The organism is Aquimarina atlantica (genome assembly GCF_000626715.1).
In the GTDB taxonomy this organism is placed as follows: domain Bacteria; phylum Bacteroidota; class Bacteroidia; order Flavobacteriales; family Flavobacteriaceae; genus Aquimarina; species Aquimarina atlantica.
Genome location: NZ_AQRA01000004.1, coordinates 19,897 through 45,808 on the forward strand (window position 1 = coordinate 19,897; position 25,912 = coordinate 45,808).

General features: G+C 33.7%; 20 protein-coding genes. 3 read left to right on the forward strand and 17 right to left on the reverse strand.

Annotated features, from left to right (window positions below; genetic code table 11):
- Window positions 1–28 precede the first annotated feature (28 nt).
- From ATO12_RS08990 to ATO12_RS09030, 9 genes are all read right to left on the reverse strand, one after another.
- Complete coding sequence (locus ATO12_RS08990; RefSeq protein ID WP_034241403.1) at window positions 29–484, reverse strand: hypothetical protein; 456 nt, start codon at window positions 482–484, stop codon at window positions 29–31.
- Between the two features lie 260 nt (window positions 485–744).
- Window positions 745–1,647 (reverse strand): aldo/keto reductase, encoded by a 903-nt coding sequence (locus tag ATO12_RS08995; RefSeq protein ID WP_034241404.1) that lies wholly within the window; start codon window positions 1,645–1,647, stop codon window positions 745–747.
- A gap of 40 nt (window positions 1,648–1,687) precedes the next feature.
- Complete coding sequence (locus tag ATO12_RS09000; RefSeq protein WP_394331712.1) at window positions 1,688–4,612, reverse strand: glycoside hydrolase family 3 N-terminal domain-containing protein; 2,925 nt, start codon at window positions 4,610–4,612, stop codon at window positions 1,688–1,690.
- Window positions 4,613–4,619: 7 nt separating this feature from the next.
- Complete coding sequence (locus tag ATO12_RS09005; protein ID WP_034241405.1) at window positions 4,620–5,105, reverse strand: hypothetical protein; 486 nt, start codon at window positions 5,103–5,105, stop codon at window positions 4,620–4,622.
- A 114-nt stretch (window positions 5,106–5,219) separates the two neighbouring features.
- Complete coding sequence (locus ATO12_RS09010) at window positions 5,220–6,011, reverse strand: (Fe-S)-binding protein (protein WP_034241406.1); 792 nt, start codon at window positions 6,009–6,011, stop codon at window positions 5,220–5,222.
- 45 nt (window positions 6,012–6,056) lie between these two features.
- On the reverse strand, window positions 6,057–6,503 hold the full coding sequence (locus ATO12_RS09015; protein ID WP_034241407.1) for an HAD family hydrolase: 447 nt from the start codon (window positions 6,501–6,503) through the stop codon (window positions 6,057–6,059).
- Window positions 6,504–6,583: 80 nt separating this feature from the next.
- Complete coding sequence (locus tag ATO12_RS09020; protein WP_034241408.1) at window positions 6,584–7,909, reverse strand: (Fe-S)-binding protein; 1,326 nt, start codon at window positions 7,907–7,909, stop codon at window positions 6,584–6,586.
- A gap of 6 nt (window positions 7,910–7,915) precedes the next feature.
- A complete protein-coding gene (locus ATO12_RS09025; RefSeq protein ID WP_034241409.1) occupies window positions 7,916–8,866 on the reverse strand; it encodes an MlaD family protein in 951 nt (316 codons plus the stop codon).
- Between the two features lie 86 nt (window positions 8,867–8,952).
- Complete coding sequence (locus ATO12_RS09030) at window positions 8,953–10,077, reverse strand: N-acetylmuramoyl-L-alanine amidase family protein (protein WP_034241410.1); 1,125 nt, start codon at window positions 10,075–10,077, stop codon at window positions 8,953–8,955.
- A gap of 202 nt (window positions 10,078–10,279) precedes the next feature.
- Here ATO12_RS09030 and ATO12_RS09035 point away from each other — a divergent pair, with 202 nt between their 5' ends.
- Window positions 10,280–13,045: a putative LPS assembly protein LptD gene (locus tag ATO12_RS09035; RefSeq protein WP_034241411.1), complete on the forward strand. Its 2,766-nt coding sequence runs from the start codon at window positions 10,280–10,282 to the stop codon at window positions 13,043–13,045.
- Window positions 13,046–13,125: 80 nt separating this feature from the next.
- Window positions 13,126–13,506, forward strand: a complete 381-nt coding sequence (locus tag ATO12_RS09040) for a RidA family protein (protein WP_034241412.1) — start codon at window positions 13,126–13,128, stop codon at window positions 13,504–13,506.
- A 70-nt stretch (window positions 13,507–13,576) separates the two neighbouring features.
- Here ATO12_RS09040 and ATO12_RS24725 read toward each other — a convergent pair whose 3' ends face one another.
- Both ATO12_RS24725 and ATO12_RS09050 read right to left on the reverse strand, forming a co-directional pair.
- Window positions 13,577–15,766, reverse strand: a complete 2,190-nt coding sequence (locus ATO12_RS24725) for an alkaline phosphatase D family protein (RefSeq protein ID WP_051575701.1) — start codon at window positions 15,764–15,766, stop codon at window positions 13,577–13,579.
- A 252-nt stretch (window positions 15,767–16,018) separates the two neighbouring features.
- Entirely contained in the window at window positions 16,019–16,336 is a 318-nt protein-coding gene (locus ATO12_RS09050; protein ID WP_034241413.1) for a 2Fe-2S iron-sulfur cluster-binding protein, read from the reverse strand.
- Between the two features lie 111 nt (window positions 16,337–16,447).
- Between ATO12_RS09050 and ATO12_RS09055 the strand changes: the two genes are divergently transcribed.
- On the forward strand, window positions 16,448–16,789 hold the full coding sequence (locus tag ATO12_RS09055) for a cupin domain-containing protein (protein ID WP_034241414.1): 342 nt from the start codon (window positions 16,448–16,450) through the stop codon (window positions 16,787–16,789).
- Window positions 16,790–16,912: 123 nt separating this feature from the next.
- On the opposite strand, the gene ATO12_RS09060 is transcribed toward ATO12_RS09055, so the two are convergent.
- The 6 genes from ATO12_RS09060 to ATO12_RS09085 all read right to left on the reverse strand — a co-directional run bounded on the left by ATO12_RS09060 (window position 16,913) and on the right by ATO12_RS09085 (window position 25,901).
- Entirely contained in the window at window positions 16,913–17,914 is a 1,002-nt protein-coding gene (locus ATO12_RS09060) for a S41 family peptidase (RefSeq protein WP_034241415.1), read from the reverse strand.
- Window positions 17,914–18,789 carry a hypothetical protein gene (locus ATO12_RS09065; protein ID WP_034241416.1) on the reverse strand — a complete coding sequence of 292 codons (876 nt, stop codon included), beginning with the start codon at window positions 18,787–18,789 and terminating at the stop codon, window positions 17,914–17,916. Before ATO12_RS09065 ends, ATO12_RS09060 begins: the two co-directional genes overlap by 1 nt.
- Before the next feature lie 296 nt (window positions 18,790–19,085).
- Window positions 19,086–19,343, reverse strand: coding sequence for a hypothetical protein (locus ATO12_RS09070; RefSeq protein ID WP_131248799.1), 258 nt, complete (start codon window positions 19,341–19,343; stop codon window positions 19,086–19,088).
- 200 nt (window positions 19,344–19,543) lie between these two features.
- Window positions 19,544–19,816 (reverse strand): hypothetical protein, encoded by a 273-nt coding sequence (locus ATO12_RS24730; RefSeq protein WP_051575702.1) that lies wholly within the window; start codon window positions 19,814–19,816, stop codon window positions 19,544–19,546.
- Window positions 19,817–20,448: 632 nt separating this feature from the next.
- Window positions 20,449–21,435 (reverse strand): 6-phosphofructokinase, encoded by a 987-nt coding sequence (gene pfkA / locus ATO12_RS09080; protein ID WP_034241418.1) that lies wholly within the window; start codon window positions 21,433–21,435, stop codon window positions 20,449–20,451.
- Window positions 21,436–21,494: 59 nt separating this feature from the next.
- A complete protein-coding gene (locus ATO12_RS09085; protein WP_034241419.1) occupies window positions 21,495–25,901 on the reverse strand; it encodes a translocation/assembly module TamB domain-containing protein in 4,407 nt (1,468 codons plus the stop codon).
- Window positions 25,902–25,912: the final 11 nt, after the last annotated feature.

Consider the following 25,912-nt stretch of genomic DNA (forward strand, 5'->3'; position numbering starts at 1 on the left):
ATCTACCTAAAAATCTGTATACCATACATTAAGTTTCATTCATTACCGAAGTTCGTATTGAAAATTCATCGATAGTAGTAAGATTACTTAAAGAATGAATTTGATGAGCAGCATTACTAATAATATCTTCATAAAAAGCCAAAACTTTTACATCAAAACCAGGAGTATCCTCTGCTGTGATTTTAAATATATCCATTTGATAAATAAAATTATTCAGAATATGATGACTAGAAGAAAGCATAGCCTTATAAATATTTAGCTTAGCGTTTTCCATCTTTACTTTTTTAGCATTTTGTTGTGTATCTATAAACAGAAATACAAAAAATACTAATAACGGAACTATCATTTCGTCAAACTCAAATTGTTCTATACTTGCCAATAATGCAATAACTTTTTCAAACAAGTCTAATTCTAAGGCAATTGTTGTTACATAAATAAAAATAGACAACACTAATCCGATACATGTTAGTTTATACTTATTCATTGGTTTAGGGTTAGGGGTTAGGGGGATAACGATTTGTGAAGAATTTAAATGTTACGGTTTACAAATACTATATAAAAATATAAATAACGTTCGATTTTCAATATTAAATATATAGTAAAAATCAGCAACTTGCAGTAATTTACAAGTATTTTAACATTATGAATAGGTTAAGTTATGGTGTTCTCATACCTATCAAAAGCAAAGGGATTGACAGTCAATTATATATACATCAAGGTATGTTATGGCTAAAGCGACCTTCCTTACGCTACTTCTTCTCCTGTAGAGGCTTCCCAAATCATAAACCATTCCTCGTCTGTAATATTAATAGCTAAAGCATCTATAGCAGATTGAATACGATTGATTTTGGTTGAACCGATAATCGGAAGAATACCTGAAGGGTGTTTTATGATCCAGGATGTTAGTATCTGATCGGGTGTAACATTATATTTTTCTGTCAATACATTTACGACCTTGTTAATTCTAACAACCTTATCTTCTGGTTGTTTAGCAAAGAACTTCCCTCCTGCTAATGTAGAATACCCCATAGGACTAATACGTTCGACAATACACTGATCCAAGGTACCATCTACAAAAGGATGCAGATGAAGTGGAGACACTTCTATCTGATTTGTTACCAGAGGTATAAACTTATGTAACATTGCAAATTGCTGTGTCGTAAAGTTTGATACTCCAAAGTGCAATACTTTACCATCATTTTTAAGTTGAGAAAAAGCCTCTGCAATCTCTTCGGGATTCATTAAGGGGCTTGGTCTATGAATCAAAAACAGGTCTATATAATCTGTATTTAGATTCTGTAAAGATTGTTCTGCAGAACTTATAATATACTCTTTACTGGTATCATATGACTTAATAACAGTATTAGGACGGTTAGGTGTTACTAGTTTAATGCCACATTTGGTAACAAGTTGCATTTTTCCTCTAAGAGAAGATCGTTTTTTAAGTGCATTACCAAATAATGTTTCTGTGGTATAATGCCCGTAGATATCTGCATGATCAAAAGTAGTAACATTTATAGCAAGGCAATCCTCTATCAATTCCTGAGCTTGAGCTATGGTTAAATTAGCTCCCCATTCTCCCCAATTCATACATCCGGCTATTATACGCGAACATATGACATCTTGATATGAATCCTTGATACTCATATTCTTTTAACTTTTGAAAATTATTGTTTTCTTGATACAATCAATAATCTATTGCCTCATATATCAGCCTTTGTATCTCTGAGCGAATATCATGTGATATGAGTTTTCTATTTGCAGCATTAGGAAAAGTACGGTTACTTAAAAAGACATATATTATTTCCTGTTCTGGATCTGCCCATGTAAATGTTCCTGTAAATCCACTATGTCCAAAACTAGTCATTGATATACACCCACAAGTCGGCCCTACATCGCCTAACTGTGGTTTATCAAAGCCTATTCCTCTTCGTACATTTCGATGGCAGTAATGACATGTATTAAACTCATCTAACGTTTCTTCTCTAAAATATTGCTTACCTCCATAATACCCTTTATTGAGGTACATTTGCATTATCTTGGTAACATCATTAGCATTAGCAAACAATCCGGCATGTCCAGCAATTCCCCCTAACATAGCAGCTCCCTGATCATGAACATACCCATGAACAACCTCATCTCTAAAAATCTTATCATACTCTGTAGGAACTATTCTTCTTTTTTTAAAACGTGTTAAAGGTAAATACGAAGTATTATTAGCACCCAACGGCTTATAAAAATGTTGTTGGGTAAGTTTATGCAATGTATTACTATAATGGTCTTCTATATACGCTTTTAAAAGATAGTACGGTAAATCACTATATTTATATTTTAACCTATCCCTCAATTCACTATCTCTAATTCTTAATAATAAAGAATCTTTCATATCACTTCTAAAATAAAGATTATTTGTAACTTCTATATTAAAATCTTTAGAACGACTATTTCTATAATACTTCTTATCTGGTCTTCGGGTAACCGAATCCATTGTTTGCAAATAAAAAGGAATCCAAGCTTTTAGTTTTGCATAATGCGACAACATTGATCTTATAGTAATATTTTCCTTATTAGAGCCTTTAAATGAGGGTAACATCTTTCCTACCTTTGTATTTAAGGAAATTATCCCTTTATCCTTTAATTCTATAGTAAGTGGCAAAGTAGCTAATATTTTGGTTAAAGATGCCAGATCATAAACATCAGACCCTTTTACTTTCCTAAATTTACTATAGGTATGATAGCCATAATTTTTATTAAACACTACTTTTCCTTTTCTTGCAACAATAAGCTGTACACCAGGTGTCATTTTTTCTTTTAGAGCAAAATCAACTATAGAATCAATTCTATTAAGTTTATAAGAATTCATCCCCACACTTTCGGGTAACCCGTAAGATAATCTATTTAAGGTCCTGGTATGATGTCCTGTACCTGCAGGAAACTCTTCTCCAACGCTTACCGGAAGTTTTCCTTTAGCTTCTAACGCCCCGAAAAGTAATTGTGCTGTTTTTTCCTGAGCTACTTTACTATTTTGATAAGACATCACTATGCCTTCAAAATTCGTAGTAGTTAACATATCTAACATCGCATAAGGCCTTGAAAATACACTAAGAACTGTAGTGTTTAGCCTGGCAATCTCGTATAACCAAACTAATTCTTTATCCTTAAACTTATATTCTGCCCAAGGTGAATCGTTTGATTTATGAAAACCTACAATAACATAATTATAGTTTTTCAATTGTTCTACCATTTCACCTAATTGATTGGCTTTTACCCATTCGACCTGAGTGTATTTACTCAGTTCTTCATAAAAAGCTTCTCCAGAATCATCGCCAAGAGAAACATAAGCTATCTTTTTTAGATCAAGGTTTTTAATCGGTAGTGTTGCTCTTTCATTCTTTATAACGGTCAAAGAATTTTCGACCAAATCATGAAGCAGCACTTTATTTTTAACACTATTTAATTCCTCATAAAGAAAATCTGTTTCTACAGGTTGATAAGCGTTAAGACCAGCTTTATATTTAGCAAATAAGATCTTTCTAACAGAATACGACAAACGCTCTTCGGTTAAAGCTCCTGAGTAATATGCTGATACTATTTTTTGAGATGCCAACGGCACATCTTCTGACATTAAAAGAACATCATTTCCTGCTAAAAAAGCAGCCAAATCAATATCTCCAGGTGCTTTAAAATCAGAAGCTCCTTTCATATTAAGAGCATCTGTAAAAATCAATCCTTCAAACTTTAGGCTATCCTTTAATACTCCAGAAACTATTTTTTTAGAAACAGAAGAAGGATAGTCTGACCTATATTCTAAACTAGGAACATTAAGATGAGCCACCATAATGCTGGATAACCCTTCATTAATAAGTTTTTTATATGGGTATAATTCGATACTATCGATTCTTTTGGCATCAAAATTAATAGTAGGCAATGTATTATGCGAATCGGTATCGGTATCACCGTGGCCGGGAAAATGCTTGGCAGCAGACAGAATCCCTTCTCGTTGCATACCTTTCATAAAAGCCAGTGCTTTTTGAGCTACCTTTTTTTCATCTTCTCCAAAAGAACGGTTACCAATTATCGGGTTTTTTGGGTTTGTATTAATATCTACTACAGGTGCAAAATTAATATGAACTCCCATTCGTTTACAATGCCGTGCGACCTGTCTTCCGGTTTCTTCTATTAAATGATCATCTTGTATTGCTCCAAGAGTCATATTCCAGGGGAAAGCTTGCGTCGAATCTAATCGCATACCCAAACCCCATTCTGCATCGATACCTATTAATAATGGTATCTTGGATAATTTCTGATATTCATTATTTAGTTTAACCTGTCGCTTAGGTCCTCCTTTAGAAAAAATAACGCCTCCGATCATAAACTCTTCAATGAGTCGTTTTATTTTATCTGTTTCTTTTTGGGAGTTAGAAGAAGATACATTTACCATAAACAACTGCCCCACTTTTTCTTTAAGGGTCATTCTATTGTAAATACTATCCACCCATCTTCTTTGGGTCTCAACATCTTCTACTAATAAAGGATTTTCTGATTGAGCATCAACGCCAAAAGTTATTAGAAAAATTATAAAATAAAAATACTTTTTTATGATCTGCCGCACGAAAATTTTAATTTAAAAAACGGTTATGCCAACTATCTTTTGCAGGGATTTCCCAATTGATTCGATATTCGGCAATATTAGTAACCAGGTTATTGAAAACAATAGTATTTGGGGATACTGATCTATTTTTAGCCATTTTCTTAAAATCTGCAAGAGGTTTATAGGCTACAAATTCTCCTTGTTTAAAAGACACATTCATCTTATCCATTAAGTCTACATCATATGCTTGTTCTAGTTCCTGGATAAAATGAACAGAAGCATCTATAGAGCATCCAGTTGCCTGGTTCGCTCCTTGATCTAGTCCTATGGTTATAAATCGTTTATACTTTATTTCATAACCCGCTCTTAGATCAGCACCATGGGCTGTCCACTGAGTTATAAATTCCTTTATTTTTTTCTCGATCTCTTCCAGTTCATCCAAAGTGAATGACCGATTTGCCTGATAAATCCATACTCGAGATGTTTCCGGAAGGTCATTAAAATCTACCAACATGAGCTATTTATTTACTAAAATAATAAAAACTATTGCTATTTACGATTATAGAAAAGAGTTAATATGAAAAAACATATTAACTCTAATAAAATTGTAATATAATTAAGAAAAAATCTACAAATCCTGGGCGTTGGCAATAAGTTCGGCCACATCCATCACTTGCACACTCTCTTCTTTTTCTTTGCTTTTTACCCCGTCTGTCATCATTGTATTACAAAAAGGACAACCTGCGGCAATAATATCTGGTTTGGTTTCTAAGGCATCTTCTGTTCGTTCGACATTAATATCCTTATTACCAGGTTCTGGTTCTTTAAACATCTGTGCACCACCAGCTCCGCAACATAAGCCATTTCGTTTACAGCGTTTCATTTCTAAAAGTTCTACTTCTAATTTTCTAAGTAAATCTCTTGGTGCCTCGTATACATTATTTGCTCTACCGAGATAGCAGGGATCATGAAATGTAATTCGTTTACCTTTAAACTTTCCTCCTTCAACTTTTAACCTACCTTCGTCAAGAAGGGATTTTAAAAATTGAGTGTGGTGCATTACTTCATAATCTCCTCCTAGTACAGGATATTCATTTTTTAAAGTATTAAAACAGTGAGGACATGCTGTAACTACTTTTTCAATTTCATAAGCATTCATCACTTCTATATTGGTAACGGCCTGCATTTGAAACAAAAATTCATTACCAGCTCTTTTTGCCGGATCTCCCGTGCAGCTTTCTTCGGTACCTAATACAGCAAAATCTACATTTGCATTGTGAAGTAATTTTACAAAAGCTTTTGTAATTTTTTTAGCTCTGTCATCAAAACTACCAGCACAACCCACCCAAAATAAAACTTCTGGTCTTTTGCCTTCTGCCATATATTCTGCCATTGTTGGCACCTTTACTGTCTCACTCATATTATACTATTTAAAGTTTAGGAATATACTCCTAAAACTCATATTTTAATCATGTTTTCCATCATCAAAAACTTCGATGGTCACAACTCTTTCTACCAGTTCTGTAAATTTACCGGTATATCGTGTTGCTTTTACCAGGTGATTATCAATCCAATGATAGTTTCCTCCTCTTGGTTTTCCCATCAAAAGGCTATGATACTTAAAGCCACATTTCTTTAACCATGTTTCGGTCACATCTCTGTGATCTTCGGTTCTTGAAGTAAAGAAACATATAATATGTCCTTGATCATACCATTTGTTTAATGTAATCAATGCATCAGGAAAAGGTTCGCAAGTAACCATTCGTTCTGGCTCTTCGTTAGGTACATCTTCTGTTATAGTACCGTCAATATCAATAAGATAATTCTTGACACCTTCTGGTAGCACCGGACTTACATGTTCTCCTTCTTCTATTTTGTCATGCAATAATTTTTCTACTTCTTCCTTTTTCATAATTTCTATTAATTTGTGGTTTAATTGGTTAAAAGTTTTGGTTAAAATTTAATGTATTCTGATTGGTTATTTAATAAAAATTATTCGTTGCTCCAGTTTAATCTATCCATTTGGTTAAATGGCCATGGAGCTCCATTATTTTCTATATTGGTCATCATATTATTAAGATCAGAAGGCGCAGCACTTTGCTCCATCACCAAATAACGTCTCATATCAATAATAATAGACAATGGGCTAATACTTACCGGGCAGGTTTCTACACAGGCATTACAACTGGTACAAGCCCATAACTCTTCGGGAGTAATATAGTCATTAAGCAATTGCTTTCCATCATCTACAAAACTACCATTCTTATCAATATTGTCTCCTACCTCTTTTAAACGATCCCTGGTATCCATCATTATTTTACGAGGAGATAGTTTTTTTCCTGTTTGATTTGCAGGACATTCACTCGTACAACGACCACACTCGGTACATGTATATGCGTTTAGTAGCTGAACCCAGTTTAGATCTGCAACATCTGATGCTCCAAATTTCTCTGGTTCTCCTTCTTGCTGATCATCTGCAGGAGCAGCAAAAGGGTCTGCACTTGGATCCATCATTAGTTGTACTTCTTTGGTAACAGCCTCGAGGTTATCTAGCTCTCCTTTAGGATTTAAATCTCCATAATAGGTATTCGGAAATGCTAACAGGATATGTAAATGTTTTGAGAAATATAAATAATTTAAAAACACCAATATGCCTACAATATGCAACCACCAGCATGTTCTTTCTATTAGTATTAATGCAGTTTCTGACATCCCATCAAGAAGCGGTAGTAAATACTGACTTACCGGGTATGCCCCAGCCTTAACATAATGATCTGCTCCTAATGCTTGTAATTGAAGATCCGAAGCATTCATCACCAAAAATAAAGTCATCAAAACCATTTCGAAATACAGGATAAAGTTTCCATCATTTTTTGGCCATCCTTTCATTTCTGGGTTCCAGAAACGTTTTAATTTAATCACATTACGACGAATCCAAAATAAAACCACTCCTACAAATACAAGGAATGCTAAAATCTCAAAAGCTCCTATTAAGAAATCATACAATCCTCCTAAAAAGGCAAAAATCCTATGTGTACCAAAAATACCATCGATTATAATCTCTAATACTTCTATATTAATGATTATAAACCCCAGGTATACAACAATATGCAATATTCCTGCTACAGGACGTCGTACCATCTTGGATTGTCCTAATGCGATCATAGCCATATTTTTAAATCGCTCTCCTTTATTATCAGAACGATCTACGTCTTTTCCTAACCGGATATTACGAATGACTTTACGGACATTTTTTGTAAAATATCCAATACCTGCTATCAAAACAAGTATAAACAGGATATTAGGTATGTATTGCATAATGTTTTAATTTATAGAATCTGTTGGTTTTTCGTAAGGCGTATTTTTCTTTCCGAAAACCGAAATATGAACATATCGTTTTGGATTTAATCGTAAATCCTGTATCAGTAACTCTAGTTGTTTACTGGTTTTTTCTAAATTATCATATAATTTATCATCTTTCAGTAATTTTCCAACTGTTCCTCTTCCCGAATTAATATCTTTTGAAATTTTCTCAAAATTAGCCAATACTTTTTCCAGATCTTTTCCTAGTTTGGCTACATTTATCTGAGCCAAAGAATCTGAAACCTTATTAAGATTAGTCGACATTTTATCCAGATTGGCAAATGTATTGTTTAACTTATCTTCATTACCAGAAAGAATCGTATTTAAAGAGTTCGAAGCGCCTTTAAAATTCTTAACTGTTATGCTTAAATCTTTAAAAATAGAATTCAGATTATTTTTATTGTCTACATTAAGAATCCCATTAACCGAGTTTAGAAGTGTATCTGCATCTGTAATTGCAGCTTCAAGTTTTTCTTGTAAGGGAGCTAGTTTATCGTTTACCAACTCTAATAAACCTGCTTCTATTTTACCGGGTAGTGTATCTTTATCTTTTGCTTCAAGGCCTTGTTCATATTTAGGTATTATTGCAAGGGATTTCCCTCCTATCAATCCTCCTCCATATACTTTGGCCATACTATTCTTTGAAAACGAAAAATCGCTATCTACGTTAAACTCTACAACAAGGTTACCCTTGGTATCTGCAAAACCAATAGAAACCACCTGTCCTACAACCATACCGTTTATGGTTACGGGAGAAGAAGGTATTAAGCCTTCTACATTATCATAAACAGCATAAAAGGTTCTATCGTTTTCTAAGAGATTTTTTCCCTTCAGGAAACTATAGCCAAAGATTAAAAGTGCTATTGCGCAGATTGCTAATATTCCTGTTTTGACTTCTCGAGTAAATTTCAAAATAGATTATATTTTAGGACACAAATTTAGAATAAAAATACATTTCTACTGGTAATTTCCTAAGGAATTATCAGTATTTATTTAGATTAATTCGAAGATGTATCAGCTTTTAAAGCTTCGGTTAAAGGAATCGATTCACTATTACGAAAAGCAACGATAAAGCTAGAATCAAATCCTTTACCAACTGCAATTTCTCTTAATTCCTGTATTAAAGTATAATTAGACGTACTTCCGAAGTAATACTTATACAGGTCTCCCGTTTTATTTTTAGACAGTTGATCCAAGCCATTAAAATTAAACGATTGTAGTTCTATATCACTTGATCCGGCTGCTATTTGTACTTTAAATGTAATATCATCATATACGCGATCTCCGTCCATTTTGGCAGTTACTTTTGTTACTTCGGGAGTTTTGGGAGGATCTACTTTATAAATAGCATCGAGGCTTTCTTTATAATCTACAATCGAAGTAGTGATAGATTTTGCCATTTCTTCCTGTCCTTTTTTAGAATTAAGATATTTTCCTTCGCTATTATTAGTTAGAAAACCTAGCTCGATAAGAACACTAGGCATATAGGTTTGATGTAATACGACAAAACCAGCTTGTTTTACTCCTCTACTCTTTCTATCTAATGCTTTTTTAAATCTATTTTGCACAAAACTAGCCAGTGTAAGGCTCTGATCCAGGTATTCTTCCTGCATTAAAGTAAGTCCGATAATTGATTCTGGAGAATTAGGATCAAATCCATCATAATTAGCTTCGTAATTATCCTCTAAAAGAATTACCGAGTTTTCGTTTTTTGCTACATTAAAATTTTCACTATTAGCGTGTAGTCCTAAAACAAAAGTCTCTGTACCGTATGCTTGAGAGCGATGCGAGTTGCAGTGTACAGATACAAAAAGATTTGCTCCTGCCTTATTGGCAATACTTCCTCGCTCATGTAATTCTATAAAGGTATCGGTTTTTCGGGTATACACTACTTTAAATCTGTTATCTTTTTCTAAAGCAGCACCTACAGCCAAAACTACACTTAGTGCAATTTCTTTTTCTTTATAGCCATTTCCTCGGTTTCCGGGATCATGACCACCATGTCCAGCATCCAAAACAACTACAAATTTTTCTTTTTCCTGGGCAATCACATCCGCCTTAAAGACAGGAGTAGCAAACATAAAAACCAATAAAAAAACATTACATACTATACTTCGTCTCATCAACTACAAATAATTTTACTACTAATTTTGAAACATTTTTGTTATGTTTCAGTATTTAATATAACAAGTTAAAAATCTAAAGATTGTGATTTATATAATAAACCTATATCTTCCATGTTTATACAGCTTAGAAGGTATGCTTTTGACATAATTTTTTATTTTTTTCTGAATTACAATCTAAGCATAAAAAATATATGTAATTTTGGCACTTCAAAAACTGAGCCATAGTTATACAAAAATAGGATTTAAACCATTGCAAACAACGGTACGTTACATACTTTATTCACTAAGTTTTTCACTGCTTTGTATTTGTCAAATTACAGCACAGGAAATAAACGAAACTAAGGAGGTACCCATTCCTGCTAATCAGGATACTATAAAACCTGTTGAAATCAATCCAGAGGAATTACTTAATGAAAAAGCTCAGGATACAGTTAAAAAAGATACGCTTGCAGAACCACAACTATTAACAGACAAGGTGGCCTATAAAGCTACTGATTATATGAGATTGAGTCGTAAAGAGAACAAAATGTATCTTTATGATAATGCCGAAATCGTATATGGAGAGATGAAGATTAATGCTGGGTTTATTGTAGTAGACAATAGCAAAAATGAAGTATATGCGTATGGAATTAAAGATTCTCTGGGTGAATATGTACAAACTCCTGTTTTTAAACAAGCACAAAATGTTGTAGAGCCAGATTCTATTCGTTTTAATTTTGATACCGAAAAAGCACTGATATACAATTCTAGAACAGAACAAAACGGGTTTAGAATTAAGAATGAGATTTCAAAACGAGAGAATGACTCTGTGATTTACATGAAAAATGTAAAATTCACTACTTCAGAAAACATTGAAGATCCCGAATACTATTTTTATGCCCGTAGAATTAAGTTTGTTCCTAAAAAGAAAATCGTAACAGGGCTTGTAAATATGTTTATTGCCGATGTTCCTACACCGCTAGGATTACCTTTTGGGTATTTTCCTTTAACAGAGGACAGAACTTCAGGATTTATTATTCCCAGTCCGGGAGAAGAGAATAATCGTGGGTATTTTCTTCAAAATGGAGGGTATTATTTTGCCATTAGCGATTATGTAGATCTAACCCTTATGGGAGATTATTATACTAATGGTAGTTATACTTTTGCTGCAGAATCGGCCTATGCCTTACGCTATAAATACAGAGGAAGCCTTAGATTTAGGTATGAAAACAATCTACGTAGTGAAAGGGGGTTTCCCGATTTTGCTAAAACTACTACATATAATATCCAATGGACACATAGCCAGGATGCAAAAGCCAATCCAAACTCCAGGTTCTCGGCCTCTGTAAATTTTGGGAGTAGTGACTTTTTTCAGCAATCTACCAATCAACTTAATACTGGTAATTTCCTGAATAATCAAATTAGTTCTAATATATCTTATTCAAAGACATTTCAGGGAGACCCACAGGTTAATGTTAATCTTGCAGCTACTCATAACTCTAATACCAATACCGGGACTGTAAATTTATCACTTCCTAATATGAATGTAAGTGTATCAAGGGTATTTCCGTTTGCTCCAAAAGTAGGAACAAAAAAAGGAATCATACATAATATAAATACACAATATAATTTTAAAGGAGAAAACAGAATACAGACAACCGATGATGATTTATTCTCGTCTGATATGTTTAAAGGTGCTAAATTGGGAATGCAACATACCATTCCTTTATCAACAAATTTTAAGTTGTTTAAATATCTTAGTGCTACTGCGGGAACAAATTTTCAGGAAAACTGGGTATTTGAAACGATAAAGCAAAGCTATGACTCTAGTGCTAATAATGGTGCAGGCGAAGTGGTACGAGATACTATAAAAGGTTTTGATGCTTTTCGTACGTATAATTTTTCAACGAGCCTGGGAACAACTATTTATGGTACTTTCAAGTTTAAGAAAGGTAAAAAAATAGAAGCGATTCGGCATACCATGAGACCATCTATTAGTTACAGCATCAACCCTGCATTTAGTGAGTTTTATGATAGTTATACGGTTACCGATGATCCTAATACGACCACTATTGATGAAACAGAAGTTGTAGAATACTCCAGATTCGAAGGAGGTTATTTTGGAGCACCCAGTAATACATTTTCTAGCAGTATTGGATTTTCTCTTAGTAACAATGTAGAAATGAAGGTAAAAAGCAAGGATAGTACGGCAACAGAAGCTAAAAAAATCACCATACTAAACAACCTTAATTTTAGTACATCTTATAATGTGGCAGGAGATTCTTTAAAGTTAAGTCCGTTATCCATTACTGGTAATATCCCAATAATCCAAAATAAGCTGGATATTAACTTTAATGCACAATTAGATCCTTATGCATTAGATAACAATAATCGTAAAATAGATGTATGGAATATCGATAATGGAGGTAGTCTTTTTCGTTTAACCAGGGCTAGCGCTAATTTTGGATATTCATTTTCGAGTAAAGATTTTGAAAAAGGAAAAGTTAATGAAGACCCGCTAGATAATCAAAACTTTAGAAACGAAGGTCGGCCTGATAATCTATTTGGTGGGGTTACTGATTTTGGAGAGAATCGTTCTTTTGATAAAGACAAAAGTAAAGATACCGATAAAGACATCAAAAACTATAATTATAAAATCCCCTGGACATTGCGATTGTCATACAACGTTAATTATAGCAATAGCGCCCGGCAAAATGAAATATCATCGCACTCTATCATGTTTTCTGGCGATGTAGAAATCGCACCGCGATGGTCGGTCGGAGTATCTTCGGGATATGATCTAAAGAATCCTGGGTTTACCTACACTAATTTAAGGTTTCAAAGGGACCTGGAAAGTTGGGTAATGAATTTTAATTGGATTCCTTTTAGTGAAAGAACATCATGGAATTTCTTTATAGGTATCAAATCATCGATGCTTAGTGATATTAAATGGGATAAAAGACGTGAGCCAGACAGACAACTATAAGTTTCTGGTTTAGAGTTAAGTTTCTGGTTTCAAGTTTTAGATTAGCAATAAAATTATAAATTAATATTATATACTATCACATGAAAAAAATCATAACTACGACCAAAGCCCCAGCTCCTATTGGTCCTTATAGTCAGGCTATTTTAACAGGAAACACATTATATACCTCAGGTCAGATCGCTATTAATCCAGAAACAGGAGCATTAGTTCTGGATGATATCACTACTGAAGCCAAGCAGGTTATGCAGAATCTAAAAGCTGTACTGGATGAAGCTGGAATGACATTCGAAAATGTGATTAAAACCACTATTTTTTTAAGCGACATGAATAATTTTGCCGAAGTAAATGCTGTATATGGTAGTTATTTTAATGAAGCCACTGCACCTGCAAGAGAAACTGTCGCCGTATTAACGTTACCAAAATCTGTAAATGTAGAAATCTCTGTAATTGCTGTAAAGTAATATTTTCTCAATACTAGTAAAGACCCCAGACTAGATAGTCTGGGGTTTCTTTTTTTAGATAATTGTACTCTTATCTAATTATGACCTTTCTACTTGTCTTTATTTTTCCGGCTTCAATAACCACCATATAATTTCCTTTTTTAACATGGCTTACATCAAAAGTTAGATTGTAAATCCCTTTGACTACTTGTTGATTTTGTAGTTGCTGTATTAACTTTCCGTTTATATCATAAAGTGAAATGAGTAGTTTGGTAGTTGGTTTATTGATCAAATAATGAATATTACCTTCATTCTCCATTGGATTTGGATATACTCCTATTACTATGAAATCTTCTTTAGGAGTTTTTATCATAGGCTCTTTGGTGTTAGATAGTTCCTCGTGTACACTTCTGGTTGTTGCTACAGCAGCGTTTGAAGCTTCTCGTATCTTACAATCGTTACTATTTACATACCAGCTTCTTGATCTTTTTTCACCGATAACAGGTTTTGACAAATCATCGATATCAAACCAATCTGCCTGTACCTTATTTTCTGTTACATCCAGAACAAAATACCCATGATTATCCATATCTACATCTTTGATATGTTTATTCAATAATTTTGTATAAAATTCTACAACTCCCGAAGCAAATCCCCCTAAAAAATCCAAGTTCTGTGATGTAATACTAGGAACTACAAACTCACACATTTCACATTCGCCTTTGTATCTAATTTCTCCGGCAAAAGTACTGTGAATATCTCCTGTAAGAACTACTACATTATGTATAGAATTTGTTTTTATATAATTTAATAATCGATCTCTTTCTTCTGCATATCCGTCCCAAGCATCATTAGAAGGTACCCCGTTCCATGGCATCACCATTACCTGGTTCCCGATAATTCTCCATTTTGCAGTAGAAATCGATAACTGATCTGTTAACCAATTAAATTGCTCTGATCCAAGTATCGATTTATAAGTAGCTTTATTTTCTTTACTATTAAATTGCTCATCATACACCACGCCTTTTCTTAGCAATGCTTCTAATTCTGTATGCTGCTTACTCTCTATACCTATAGTTTTTTTCTCGGCAATAAAATCAGTAAAGCTATCTACCACGATCTTAAATTCTTCTTTAGATAATCCAGCCTGGTTTTTCTTTGAATCATTGGATATGGTAAGTATCATTGGAAGCACAGTAGTTAAAATTTCTTTTACATCTTCCTTATTCGTAAGGTCTTTTTTAGCAATAACATTTTTGGTATATTGCTTAAACTCTGTATTAGAAGCCGCAGCACTAATCAGGTTTTTTGAACTATTCACCTGGGTATCTCTACCTTCAATACGAGTATCCAACATAATGAGATCCATAAGTTTACCATAAGAGATGGTACGATATAACCTGTATTGTTCTATCGTATTGGCACGAACAGGCATCCATTCGAAATAGGCTTTATGAGCATTATTTTTTCTTACTTCCCAGCTACCTTCAGTTTCAGGACTGTGATTTTGAGCTCCATATTTATTAGCATCATTAGCAAACTCATGGTCATCCCAAATATTAATAAAAGGATGTTGTTGATGAACATTGCGAAGCATTGGATCTAATCGGTAATAAGAATAACGCACACGATAATCGTCTAGCGTAATAATTTCATTTTCAGGAAGGTGTCCTCGCCCTATTTCGTCGCTATATCCATACCCTCCGGACTCATACTCATAAATATAATCTCCTAGATGAATGACAGCATCGATATCACTACGACTTGCAATCTGGTTATATGCATTAAAATATCCATTTTGATAATTAGAACAGGATACTACAGCAAATCTTAGATTATTTACAAGATCTTCTTTTGCCGGAGCAGTTCTCGTTTTACCGATAATTGATTGTATGCCCAGCGCTTCAAACTGGTAATAATACGTTGTAAAGGCATCCAGATCTTTTACATCAATCTTAACTGTATAATCTTTATCCTGATTAGTAATTGTCTGGCCTTGTTTTACGATTTGAGTCATTTTTGCATCTGTTGCTATTGTCCAACGTACTGGTACCGAAATATCATTTGTCGTTACTCTTGTCCAGATAATGACAGCATCTTCTAATGGATCTCCAGAAGCAACCCCATGATAAAAGGGAGCAAGATTAGCGTCAAAATAATCATCGATAGCTTTGTGGTTAGCGGTACGATCAATTTTTGTTAACCTAGTTTCTATATCTTGAGCATAGAAACATTGTGTTATAAAAAATAACACCATCAGTTTTTGTGAGAATAATTTCATGTGAGTTTTGTTTAGTTTGTATTAGATGATTTCTTACGAAATTATAGGAATGACCAAACAAAAAATACTGCCGCTTTTCTATTTAATAGAACCTTAATTTGGGTAACAATCTGTTGGAGATTTCAAAAAGAAAAGTTAACCTTTTACTAATCGATTAATTCTACTAATTTATTATGCATGCATAGTTTGTGGTTTTGTAGACAGTTATAAAATTGAGATACTTACCGATAACAATTAAGGACAGTTGAATCATCAATCCCCTCCTATAATCTCAATTTGCATCGTATCAACATGTTCGTCTAAAAGAATTTGGCAGGCCAATCTACTGTTAGGGTAATACTCTAATTGGTTTTTTAGTATGTTATGTTCTAGTCCTTCAAAAAACTGCATTGAAGTATGAGATGAATGTACCCGGATATGGCAGGTACCACATAGTCCTCTGCCCTTACAATCTCCTATTTCATCATATAGCCTGTTTACTAACAACTCCATAAGGTTGCGGTACTCAAATTTTTTAAACTCTAACACATGAACATCGCCAATAGTATCTATCACATTTATCGTATACATTACATCTGATTATGCCTGCAAATTACGATTAGGAATTTACTTCACCTTATGATTTAACTCATAAAACAAGGAGAAGAATATCTTTAGTTTTGTTATATAAAAACAATTACTATGCAATTAACCTCATTACTCAAGGATCTTACTTACGGAGATACAAAACCGGTAATCACCAAATTAATAGAAAATGATGCTACCAAAGAAATCAGGATCGTTTTCAAAAAAGGACAGGAAATGAAGAGTCATAAGACCCCATTTCCTATTACCGTTTCTATCTTTGAAGGTGAAATTAATTTTGGAGTGGACAATACCGAACATATTCTTAAAAAAGGAGACCTTATTTCTCTAGAACCTAGTATTATGCATAATTTAGTCGCATTAGAAGATAGTATTGTTCGGCTTTCGCTCTCTAAGAATGATTCTGTAGAAAGAGTACAAAAAGTGAGTGAACAATAAACCTCTACTCTAGATAAGTTCAGAAATAAAAATAAAAAAACAGTCACATTGTAGTGACTGTTTTTTTCTTTCGTTATGTCTCACAACTTGTAACCCGAGTTGGAAACGTTAGTAAACCATACCTTATTGCAGTTCTAAAATTGCACGTTCCAGGATTTCATCTGTTGTCAGATCACCCCAATCTATTAAGGTTTCAATATCTGGCGGAACTCCATTTTCGTAATCAGGGTTCTTATCTAATGTTAATGCTTGTGTAATCGAGAACCTGTAAGTCCAACCGTTAGGTAATTGCCCGCCGTTAGGTAGGCCAAGTCCCCCGCCTGTAGTATCCCCGATAAGTGTAATGTTTGGAAGTGCTTTGGTCGCAAGTGAGAAAAATGAACCAGCACTATATGTTCCCCGATCTACTAATACGACAATCTTATTTTTATATCGTATTCCATTATACGGGGAGACATATACCGGCTCTGCTTCAGAAAATTCATTTCGCCCCGGGCCACTTTTTATTCTAGAATAATTAACCAGTGTTTTACGCTCTACAAAACGGCTTAAAATTTCAAAAATATCGGTTACAGCTCCTCCTCCGTTTTCTCGTATATCTAAGATTAGTCCTTTTGTATTTTTATATCTGTTTAGAACAAAATTTAGATTATCGGCATCTACAGTACCGGGAAAAGAAGGAAACCGTACATATCCTATTTCTTTATTGTCAAGAAAATTATGCAAAAATGGCCCCGTAATGTAATAGTCCCGATTTAGATAGTGGTCCTCTATGATACGCCAGTCAAAATTATCCTGTCCCAGGTAATCTACTCTAAATGTAGAAACATTAAAGTTGGATATTAGATTTGTATGATCATCTCTTAATTCTGTTAACATCCCTCCTAATACGTTAAACAGGGAATCCTGACTCATTCCATCATAAATTTTGGCAGCATATTCAGATTTTACAACATCCCAATCAATATTTTTTACATCAAAGTAGGAGTATTTTTCATTGCATTCGTTCCATAGATATTCAAAATTATCTTTTGGATTTGTAGAGGCCAAATCGTTTTCAAAAAGTGCTTTCTCGCAAGAGATAAGAGATAGACCTATTAATAATATACTATATAACTTTCTCATTACTTATTATTGGTATTAAATAGAAAAGTGAGTTTTAAAAGATGGGCAGACATTTCGAATTTATCAAAATCTCCCCCGGTTTTATACGCGTCCCATACATACGAAAATCGTAGTGCATTTTTGTTCTGAAGGGAAATGGTATAGTCTAAAGAACTATTCACCCTAAACCCAGAAAAGATATCGAATTCATACTCATCAAATATGTTAGCTTCGTTTAACAAGCCGGATTGCCCATTATATACATATCCATTTCGAAACGAGCTATTAACCAATCCTACATTTAATCTAAATGCTAAATTTCTTGTTCTTTTCTTTAGTTTATATTTAATAAATAAGAATTTTTTGTTCTTTTCTTCTTTACGGCTTATATCTTTTTCGATTTTAACAGAGCCAAAAAGAGTTGGAATAATTTCTACTCCTATTCCGTTATTACCAAATCCTTCATTAGTTCTAAAATTAGTGGTAGCGTTAAATAGTCCACCCACTTTTACATTTAACTTAGGAGAACTAAGCATGTTTAACCGGTATAACCTAGAATAATACAAGGATACACTATGAAGCTTACTGCTTTGAGAATGCCTGTTAAAGTTATTATGAAACTGTCCGAAAAGGTAGGATGCTCCAATTTCGGATTCTCGTTCTATATCAGCTTTAGTATATGATAGCGCTATGTTTCTTGGTGTACCCTTATAAAAAAGTGGAGAGGTGGCAAAATCTCTAAAAGATGATTTCCCCAGTCCTGCCGTAAACCCTATATATGCAGGTCTGTTTTTTCTTTTTTCTTTCTTAGAAAGCACTGGGTTTTCTGTTTGCGAAATACCTGCTACCGATATAAACAGTAACAGCGCAATGACAATTCTGTTTTTTCTTATCATTTAGGCGTTAGTTTTAATGTGTTATGATGTAATGATATGAATGTATGTTGTTCATCTAATGACAATCAAAAAAACAATAGGTTGCATCTTTTTCTAAATCTTTTCTTAAATCTGTCTTTATTTTGATATTAAACAAGAGCACATAGTGCCATATATTTAAAAAAGAGAGATAACTCATCCTGGTATTGGTTTACAATGATCGTTTTTTTGTATGCTAATTAGGTAGTTTACTTTTATACATCAAAAAAAACAGTTACATTACTGTAACTGTTTTATATTTTGTTATGTTTCACGGATTACAAATCCGCGCCATCGGGGTTATAGGATAATGAAATCGGTAAGCTAAAACCGGCTTCATTAATGGTGTACAATGGGATGCTGTGATTGATCCTTCCTGTAGAAAGGTTTACAGGAATTTCTCCATATTTTCCCAAACTAGCAGCCTCAGGAGAGGTTGGAAAAATCTGCGGTGGTTGTGCGGGTGATGGCTCTGCCTGACCAAGAACAATAAGTCCCAGAAGCAAGAATATCACCGTTATAATAAAATGTCTCATAAAAAAGTAATTAGTGACTGATTTTGTTTTTTTATTGTATTCCAGTAGCAATATTATGGTATCCCAGTTTCATTTTTCGGGACTGAGAAAAAAAAGTGAAAGTTTTTTTAGTAATAAATTTGAAGGGGATTCTGGTTATTGGTTTTGGGTATCTGGTATATGGTATCCGGCCATGGGTTTCTGGTTAATCGCTCTCTTAGTTATCCTATAAATGGATTAATAATATTCGTTTTTCGATCTTTTGTATAGAAACCAAAAGTAAAATCAACGGGTTCGGCGTACACAAAACTTTGTATCGTGATGTCATACTCGATAGGAGCATTTAAACTTTTCATTGTATTAATAATGCGGTACAGTTTGGTTTTTGAAATTCCTAATTTAGAGGTTAGTTCATCTGGTGATCCTGTTGCTTGCAATCGAATAAGCTGATCAATACGTTCTATAAGTTCGATCTGTTTGATAATACTATTCATAGTGAGTTGCAGATTAAACCCAGATAATGCATTAGAACTTTGATAGTAGTACTAAAAATGTAAGGAAAGATGTTTTCTAAACATCGGCATAAATTCAATATGCCTTTTCTAAAAGCATAATGACATGTCATATTTTGCTATACGTTTAACACAGCACACATTTCCTAATACATTATCTAAGGTAAAGTAATGAGAATATTAGTCATTGTTTAATGCAATTAATGGAGTAGTTTACGCTAAGTACGTAATGGAGCTAAAAAAGGTATTTTGTTATATATATTCTTTTAGAATACTCACTATAATTTTGTTTCTTTTGGTATCTTTTGTATTGAGTCATCTTACTATTTTTTTGTTTCCTCAAATGTACGGTTACGACCTAATCAAAAACAAGAAAAGTAAGTCGATATTTATCAAATACGACTTACTCAACAACCAATAAAATACTGATTTTAAAACATTTAAACACAAATCTTATTTAAAGACTTATAGTTTAGGAAAAGTATAAATTCGAGAGGTTTTCATGATGAAATAAGAAAAAAATTGATGCTAATGCATCATTTTTTTTAAAGTTTTGTAGTACTATCTTAATTTCAGTCCTGGTAAAATTTATATTTTGAAATGAGGGATCAATCTTAAGTAGAAAGAATATCAGAAATGCGAAGTAATTCTTTATTAATTTCATGACCTTCTCTTAGGCCATCATCAAAACTTGTTGCCGTAATTTCATTATTAATAATCCCCACCATAACGTTTTTCTCTCCATCGAGAAGTAATTCTACAGCTTTAACACATAGTCGACTAGCCAGTGTTCTATCAAAACATGATGGAGAGCCTCCACGCTGCATATGTCCTAAGACAGTGACCCTAACTTCGTAATCTGGTAGGTTTTCTGTTACATAGTCTGCCAATTCATATACATTTTTTCCTGTTTTATCGCCTTCACTTACCACAACTATACTCGACGATTTACCCGATCGCTTACTACGTTTTAGTGACTCTAATAATCGGTCAAGTCCTAAATCTTCTTCGGGAATCAAAATTTCTTCTGCTCCTGCACCTACTCCACTATTTAACGCAATAAACCCAGCATCTCGCCCCATTACTTCAACAAAAAACAATCGATTATGCGAACTGGCTGTATCTCGTATTTTATCTATGGCACTAATCACTGTATTTAAGGCAGTATCATAGCCAATCGTATAGTTTGTTCCTGCAATATCATTATCTATAGTGCCCGGAACACCAATTACAGGAATATCATATTCTTCACTAAAAATCTGTCCTCCTCTAAATGTCCCATCACCACCAATAAGAACCATAGCCTCTACTCCTATTTCTTTAAGCTGATCTGCTGCTTTTTTTCTGCCCTCGGGGGTTTTAAAATCTACAGATCGGGCAGATTTAAGTATGGTACCTCCTCTACTAATGATATTGCGCACGCTTCTGGCATTCATTACTGTATAATCTCCTTCTATCATCCCCTGGTATCCTCGATAAAATCCTATACATTTTACATTATAATAAGCACATGCCCTGGCTACCGCACGTATTGCAGCATTCATTCCGGGAGCATCTCCTCCCGAAGTCATAACACCAATGGTTCTTATCTCTTTTGCCATAATTAAATATTTAGTAGATGAATTGATCTGCGGTTGAAACAAAATCTTTGCTCAACAGATTAGTTGTTCTTCTCGGTAAAGTTAATAAAATTCGGAGTTTCTATTTTAGTAGTATCCTTAGGTTTTGCAATAGAATCTTTCACTTTTTTGTTTTTGAAAATCTTAGTCCATAACTCGCTAAAATTATCAAAATCAACCGAATACGAAAGCCCTATCCCTTGTTCATATCCCTGATTTCCTGAACCCACAAATTGAATTGTATTTTCGCGATTAAAAATCTTTCCTCTCAGCGATCCATCCTCATTAAAAAGGTATTCTACCTCGACATCTCCAACGACACTAGATTCGTTAACTCCTCCGATAGGAACTCCTACTCGCCCGTTAATCAAAATTCTGTTACTAATCTGGGTAGAAAGCGTTAATCCAAACTGATCTGCATCCTCCTGATCCAGGCTTTTAACTCCCTGAACATAATTTAACCCCACCTGAAACTTATCATCCTTGTCGGAGAAAACATTATTAAAAAGATTGGATGCTCGTTCTGCCACCAAACCACCGGTAAGCGCATTGGCATCAAGAGTACCATTATAAAACTGCCCAGAAGAGACCAAAGAGAGTGCTTGTAATTCTTTATTAGACTGATCACTTAGTTTATAATCCAACTCACTTTTTATCACAGAGCTTAAGTTGGGGAATTCTATATTAAAATTAACATTAGGCTGAATTAATTCTCCCTGAAGATCTATAACTACTTCTACCGGAACTTTACGATTTATAGAAGAGTTTTCTAACAATATTGCAGGATTTGCTTCTGTTTTGTATACGGCACTAAGATCCAGAACTGCACGTGTTGGGCTTCCGTCCCAGTTAATTGTTCCTCCTTCTCTAACCGTAAATAGCTTTTCTACAAAGGCTCCATATCTAAAATTATATGTTCCTTCATACGCCACAAAATCACCCCACATATTAAATTTGCCATTGGTATTAATCTCAATAAGCAATGTACCGGCTCCGCGTCCTTTTAATGAGCTCCCTGTACTTTTATCTACGACAACCTCTACTTCGGCATTATCATTTACATCAAGTTCAAAATTAAGTTCTAGTCCTTTTATATCTTCTAGTACAATTTCTTTTCCTTCTAGTCGGGCTCGTTTCTCCTCTGGACTTAAAAAATGGATATATGAATTATCACCTATAGATTCTGTTTCGTTTAATGGGATTTTAAAAATCGTACCTCTTTCTGTTTTTGCATTAACATCGATAACCAATTCATCGGTTGGCCCTTTGATAGTTGCTTCGCCACTTATAAAGCCGGTACCATAATACAATGATTCTTCGTCCTCTTCGGTATCCAGAACCAGGAGTCTTTCGTTAGCCAACACTTCTAATCCAAGTTCCCATTTAGAAAATCTTCGATGTGCAATATACCCTCCCAGAATACCTTTGGTGTTATATTTTGTATCTGTAATATCAATATCATTAAAAATAAAACGCTGTTGTTTTAAACTCACTTTTGAGTTATCGTCTAAATCGAGATCAATATTGAGGTAGGGTATTGTAAGTCCAGCTTGATCTAATGTTAATACTCCATCCATAGAAGGGTTTTTATAACTGCCCGATATTTTTGCTTCTCCCGAAACAAATCCTCGTATATTAGTAAGCACGATTCCCCCAAGTGCACTAAATTCTGAAATATCGAAATCATCTAATTCCAGATCTACATCTATTGATGGATTCGTTTTTGAAACATTAATTCCTCCTATGGCAGATAATGTTTTTTGTTTTTGATTATTAATCAAACGTGTATTCACGTTATATTGTGTGAGGTCTTCGTTTCCGGAAACGTTAAACCTTAATTCTCCCAGCAGTGTCTTATTAACTTCTAAATCTCTAATCACTATTGTAGATGTTGGCAAATAATTACCATTTTCCTGAAGAACAGACAATTCTCCATCTACTCTTCCTTTAAAATTTAAGCTATCAATCCTGGGGGTAATTTTATTGAGATCTACATTGTCAAAAGTTGCTTTTAGATCTTTATAATCTTTGCCTCTGGTAACCCCATTAAGCTTAATCTCCTCATCCAGATAACTAAAGATTACCGATCGTATATCTATATTTTTAAAATCATTATCAAAAATAATCTTATTGTTTGATTTACTCTTTTGTCTATTGGCATACCAGGTATGACCCTTATATGTAAAATCAGATTTTTTTATCCCTACTACAGAATTATTATCTTCGTTTATAGTGTGGTAGAACTCCAGATTAAAATTGTCTTTATTGTTTTCTCCCCCCTTAAATTCCGAGTGCATAAATAAGGTATCCTTTAAGGTAACATTGATCAAACTAAACTCAGAAACATCATAATATTTTGAATCAATACTATCGATAGCAATATAGGTATTAAATAATGGGTTTTTATTATCTATCTGGATATCTACATTCTCCATAAAGTTATCAAAAGCCTGAATCGATGGTGATTTAAACGTAAGTTTAAACTCTGATTCATTACTCTCTACTTTTCCTTTAATACTGGTATTTGGTGCAAATTGAACTTCTGGAAAGAATACATCAACTATTTTATTATAAATATTGAAATTAAACTCCATAAACTCATCATCAGTAATTTCGGTGGCTTCAAAATTGGTATACAGACTTCCTATAGAATTTCTAAACAGGTCATATACATTTTCGAACCTAAAAATTCCTTTTACATTACCTTCTACAATATCTGGGCTATTGATCGTAATGGTGCGTATATTTTTATCATCAAAACTTGACCTGATCTCAAAATCTTCAAAATAAAATCCTGCATCCTGATTAGTATATAGTGTTTTTTCAAAAGCAATAGTACCAAAAGCATCATTGATACCAGTTCCTTTCATATTCATATATACATCACCATTAAAAACAGAAATACTATCCCGGGTAAATAAGTTGAGTTTATTAAGATCCATATGATCTACATAAGCCTTAAAATTGTAATTATGTATTTCTTGCGACAAATCAGCTACCCCATTAAAACTAAATCTTATGTTAGGATCTTTAGAATTAAGATTACCATCAAATACGCGGTCTTTAAGGTTTCCCTGTGCTTTTAAGTCTGTATACGTATACCCATTAAAATCAAGTTTACTAATATCTCCTTCTATCTTGGTATCCAGGCTTTTTAAAGTAAAACCTGATCCGTCTACATGAATATCAAAAACAGAATTCCCTATTGATTTTCTACCTAATAGCTGACCTATATTAAAGTTATTAGAAATAATATTTCCGTTATACGATGCACGTTCTATATCATTAAGGTTTTCTAGTAAAACAAAAGCATTGATCTTCCCTAATTGTGAAAACAGATCCATATCTATATCTACAGCTTTTGTAGTTACGATAGCATTACCAACGGCACGTACGCTACCAAATTGATATAATTGCCGTGGTAAAGAGGTGCCTAGTACATCTGGTAATAAGTTTACCAGGTCATAATAATTACTGGTTAAGTTTTTAAAATCTCCTTCGAGCTCAAATTTTGAAGCATCGCTAACTGCATTTTTAATTCTTATATTTCCTTGTATTATAGATCTATCTAACCCTGATATGTTAGCATTAACTATTTTAAAATCGTTAAGTACCCCTCTAACCGAGGTGTTTTGCATCCTCAGCATTTGGTTTTTCCCGAATTCGCTGTAAAAAGGAATCAAATCATTAGTAGAAATAGTTGCATTATCAAAATCTGCTGTAATATTTACTTTATTTTCAAAATCATCTAACCCGCCAACATCATAAGAGAATAGAATTTCGCCTTCGATCTTAGAGTCTTTGGTCTCTATAACCAATTCCTGAAACTTCATATCGGTCGATGTTATCGTAAAACAAGTTTGAAGTTTGGAAACATCTAATCCTCTAAAATCTTTAAATGATAGGGCATCTATAGTAATATATACATCATCACCATCTACCAAAAGACTCTCTGCATCAAGAATAATATCGGTATACTCTACAGCTTTTGGGTTTCTTAAATTCTCATTAGTAAAACTATATTTTCCTCGCTGTAGGTCGATATTTTTTGTCGAAAGGATAAATTTTTCTCCAGAAGGTGGTTTTTTTCCTGTATTGAATTTTCTAATAAAGGTCATCAGGTTATCACTACTTTCATCTTTGTATATTTTCATATCAAAGACCAGGTCTTCTATAGCAACCTGCCCTAATTCGGGTCGCCCCTTGGTTACTTGTGTAATACTTCCTATCGAGGTTTTTATACTCCCGGCATATATTAATGTATCCTGATGATGGTCTCTAACTAAGATTTCTTCAAGGTATACGTTACCTGCATAGGTTAATCCAATTCGGTCGATATGAACATCAACACCATAAGTTTCATTAAGATAATTGGTAACTTTTTCCCCAAAATATGTTTGAACCGCAGGAATAGAAAATAGCACTACCAAAAATGCAAATAGCGACAAAAGGACAAGAA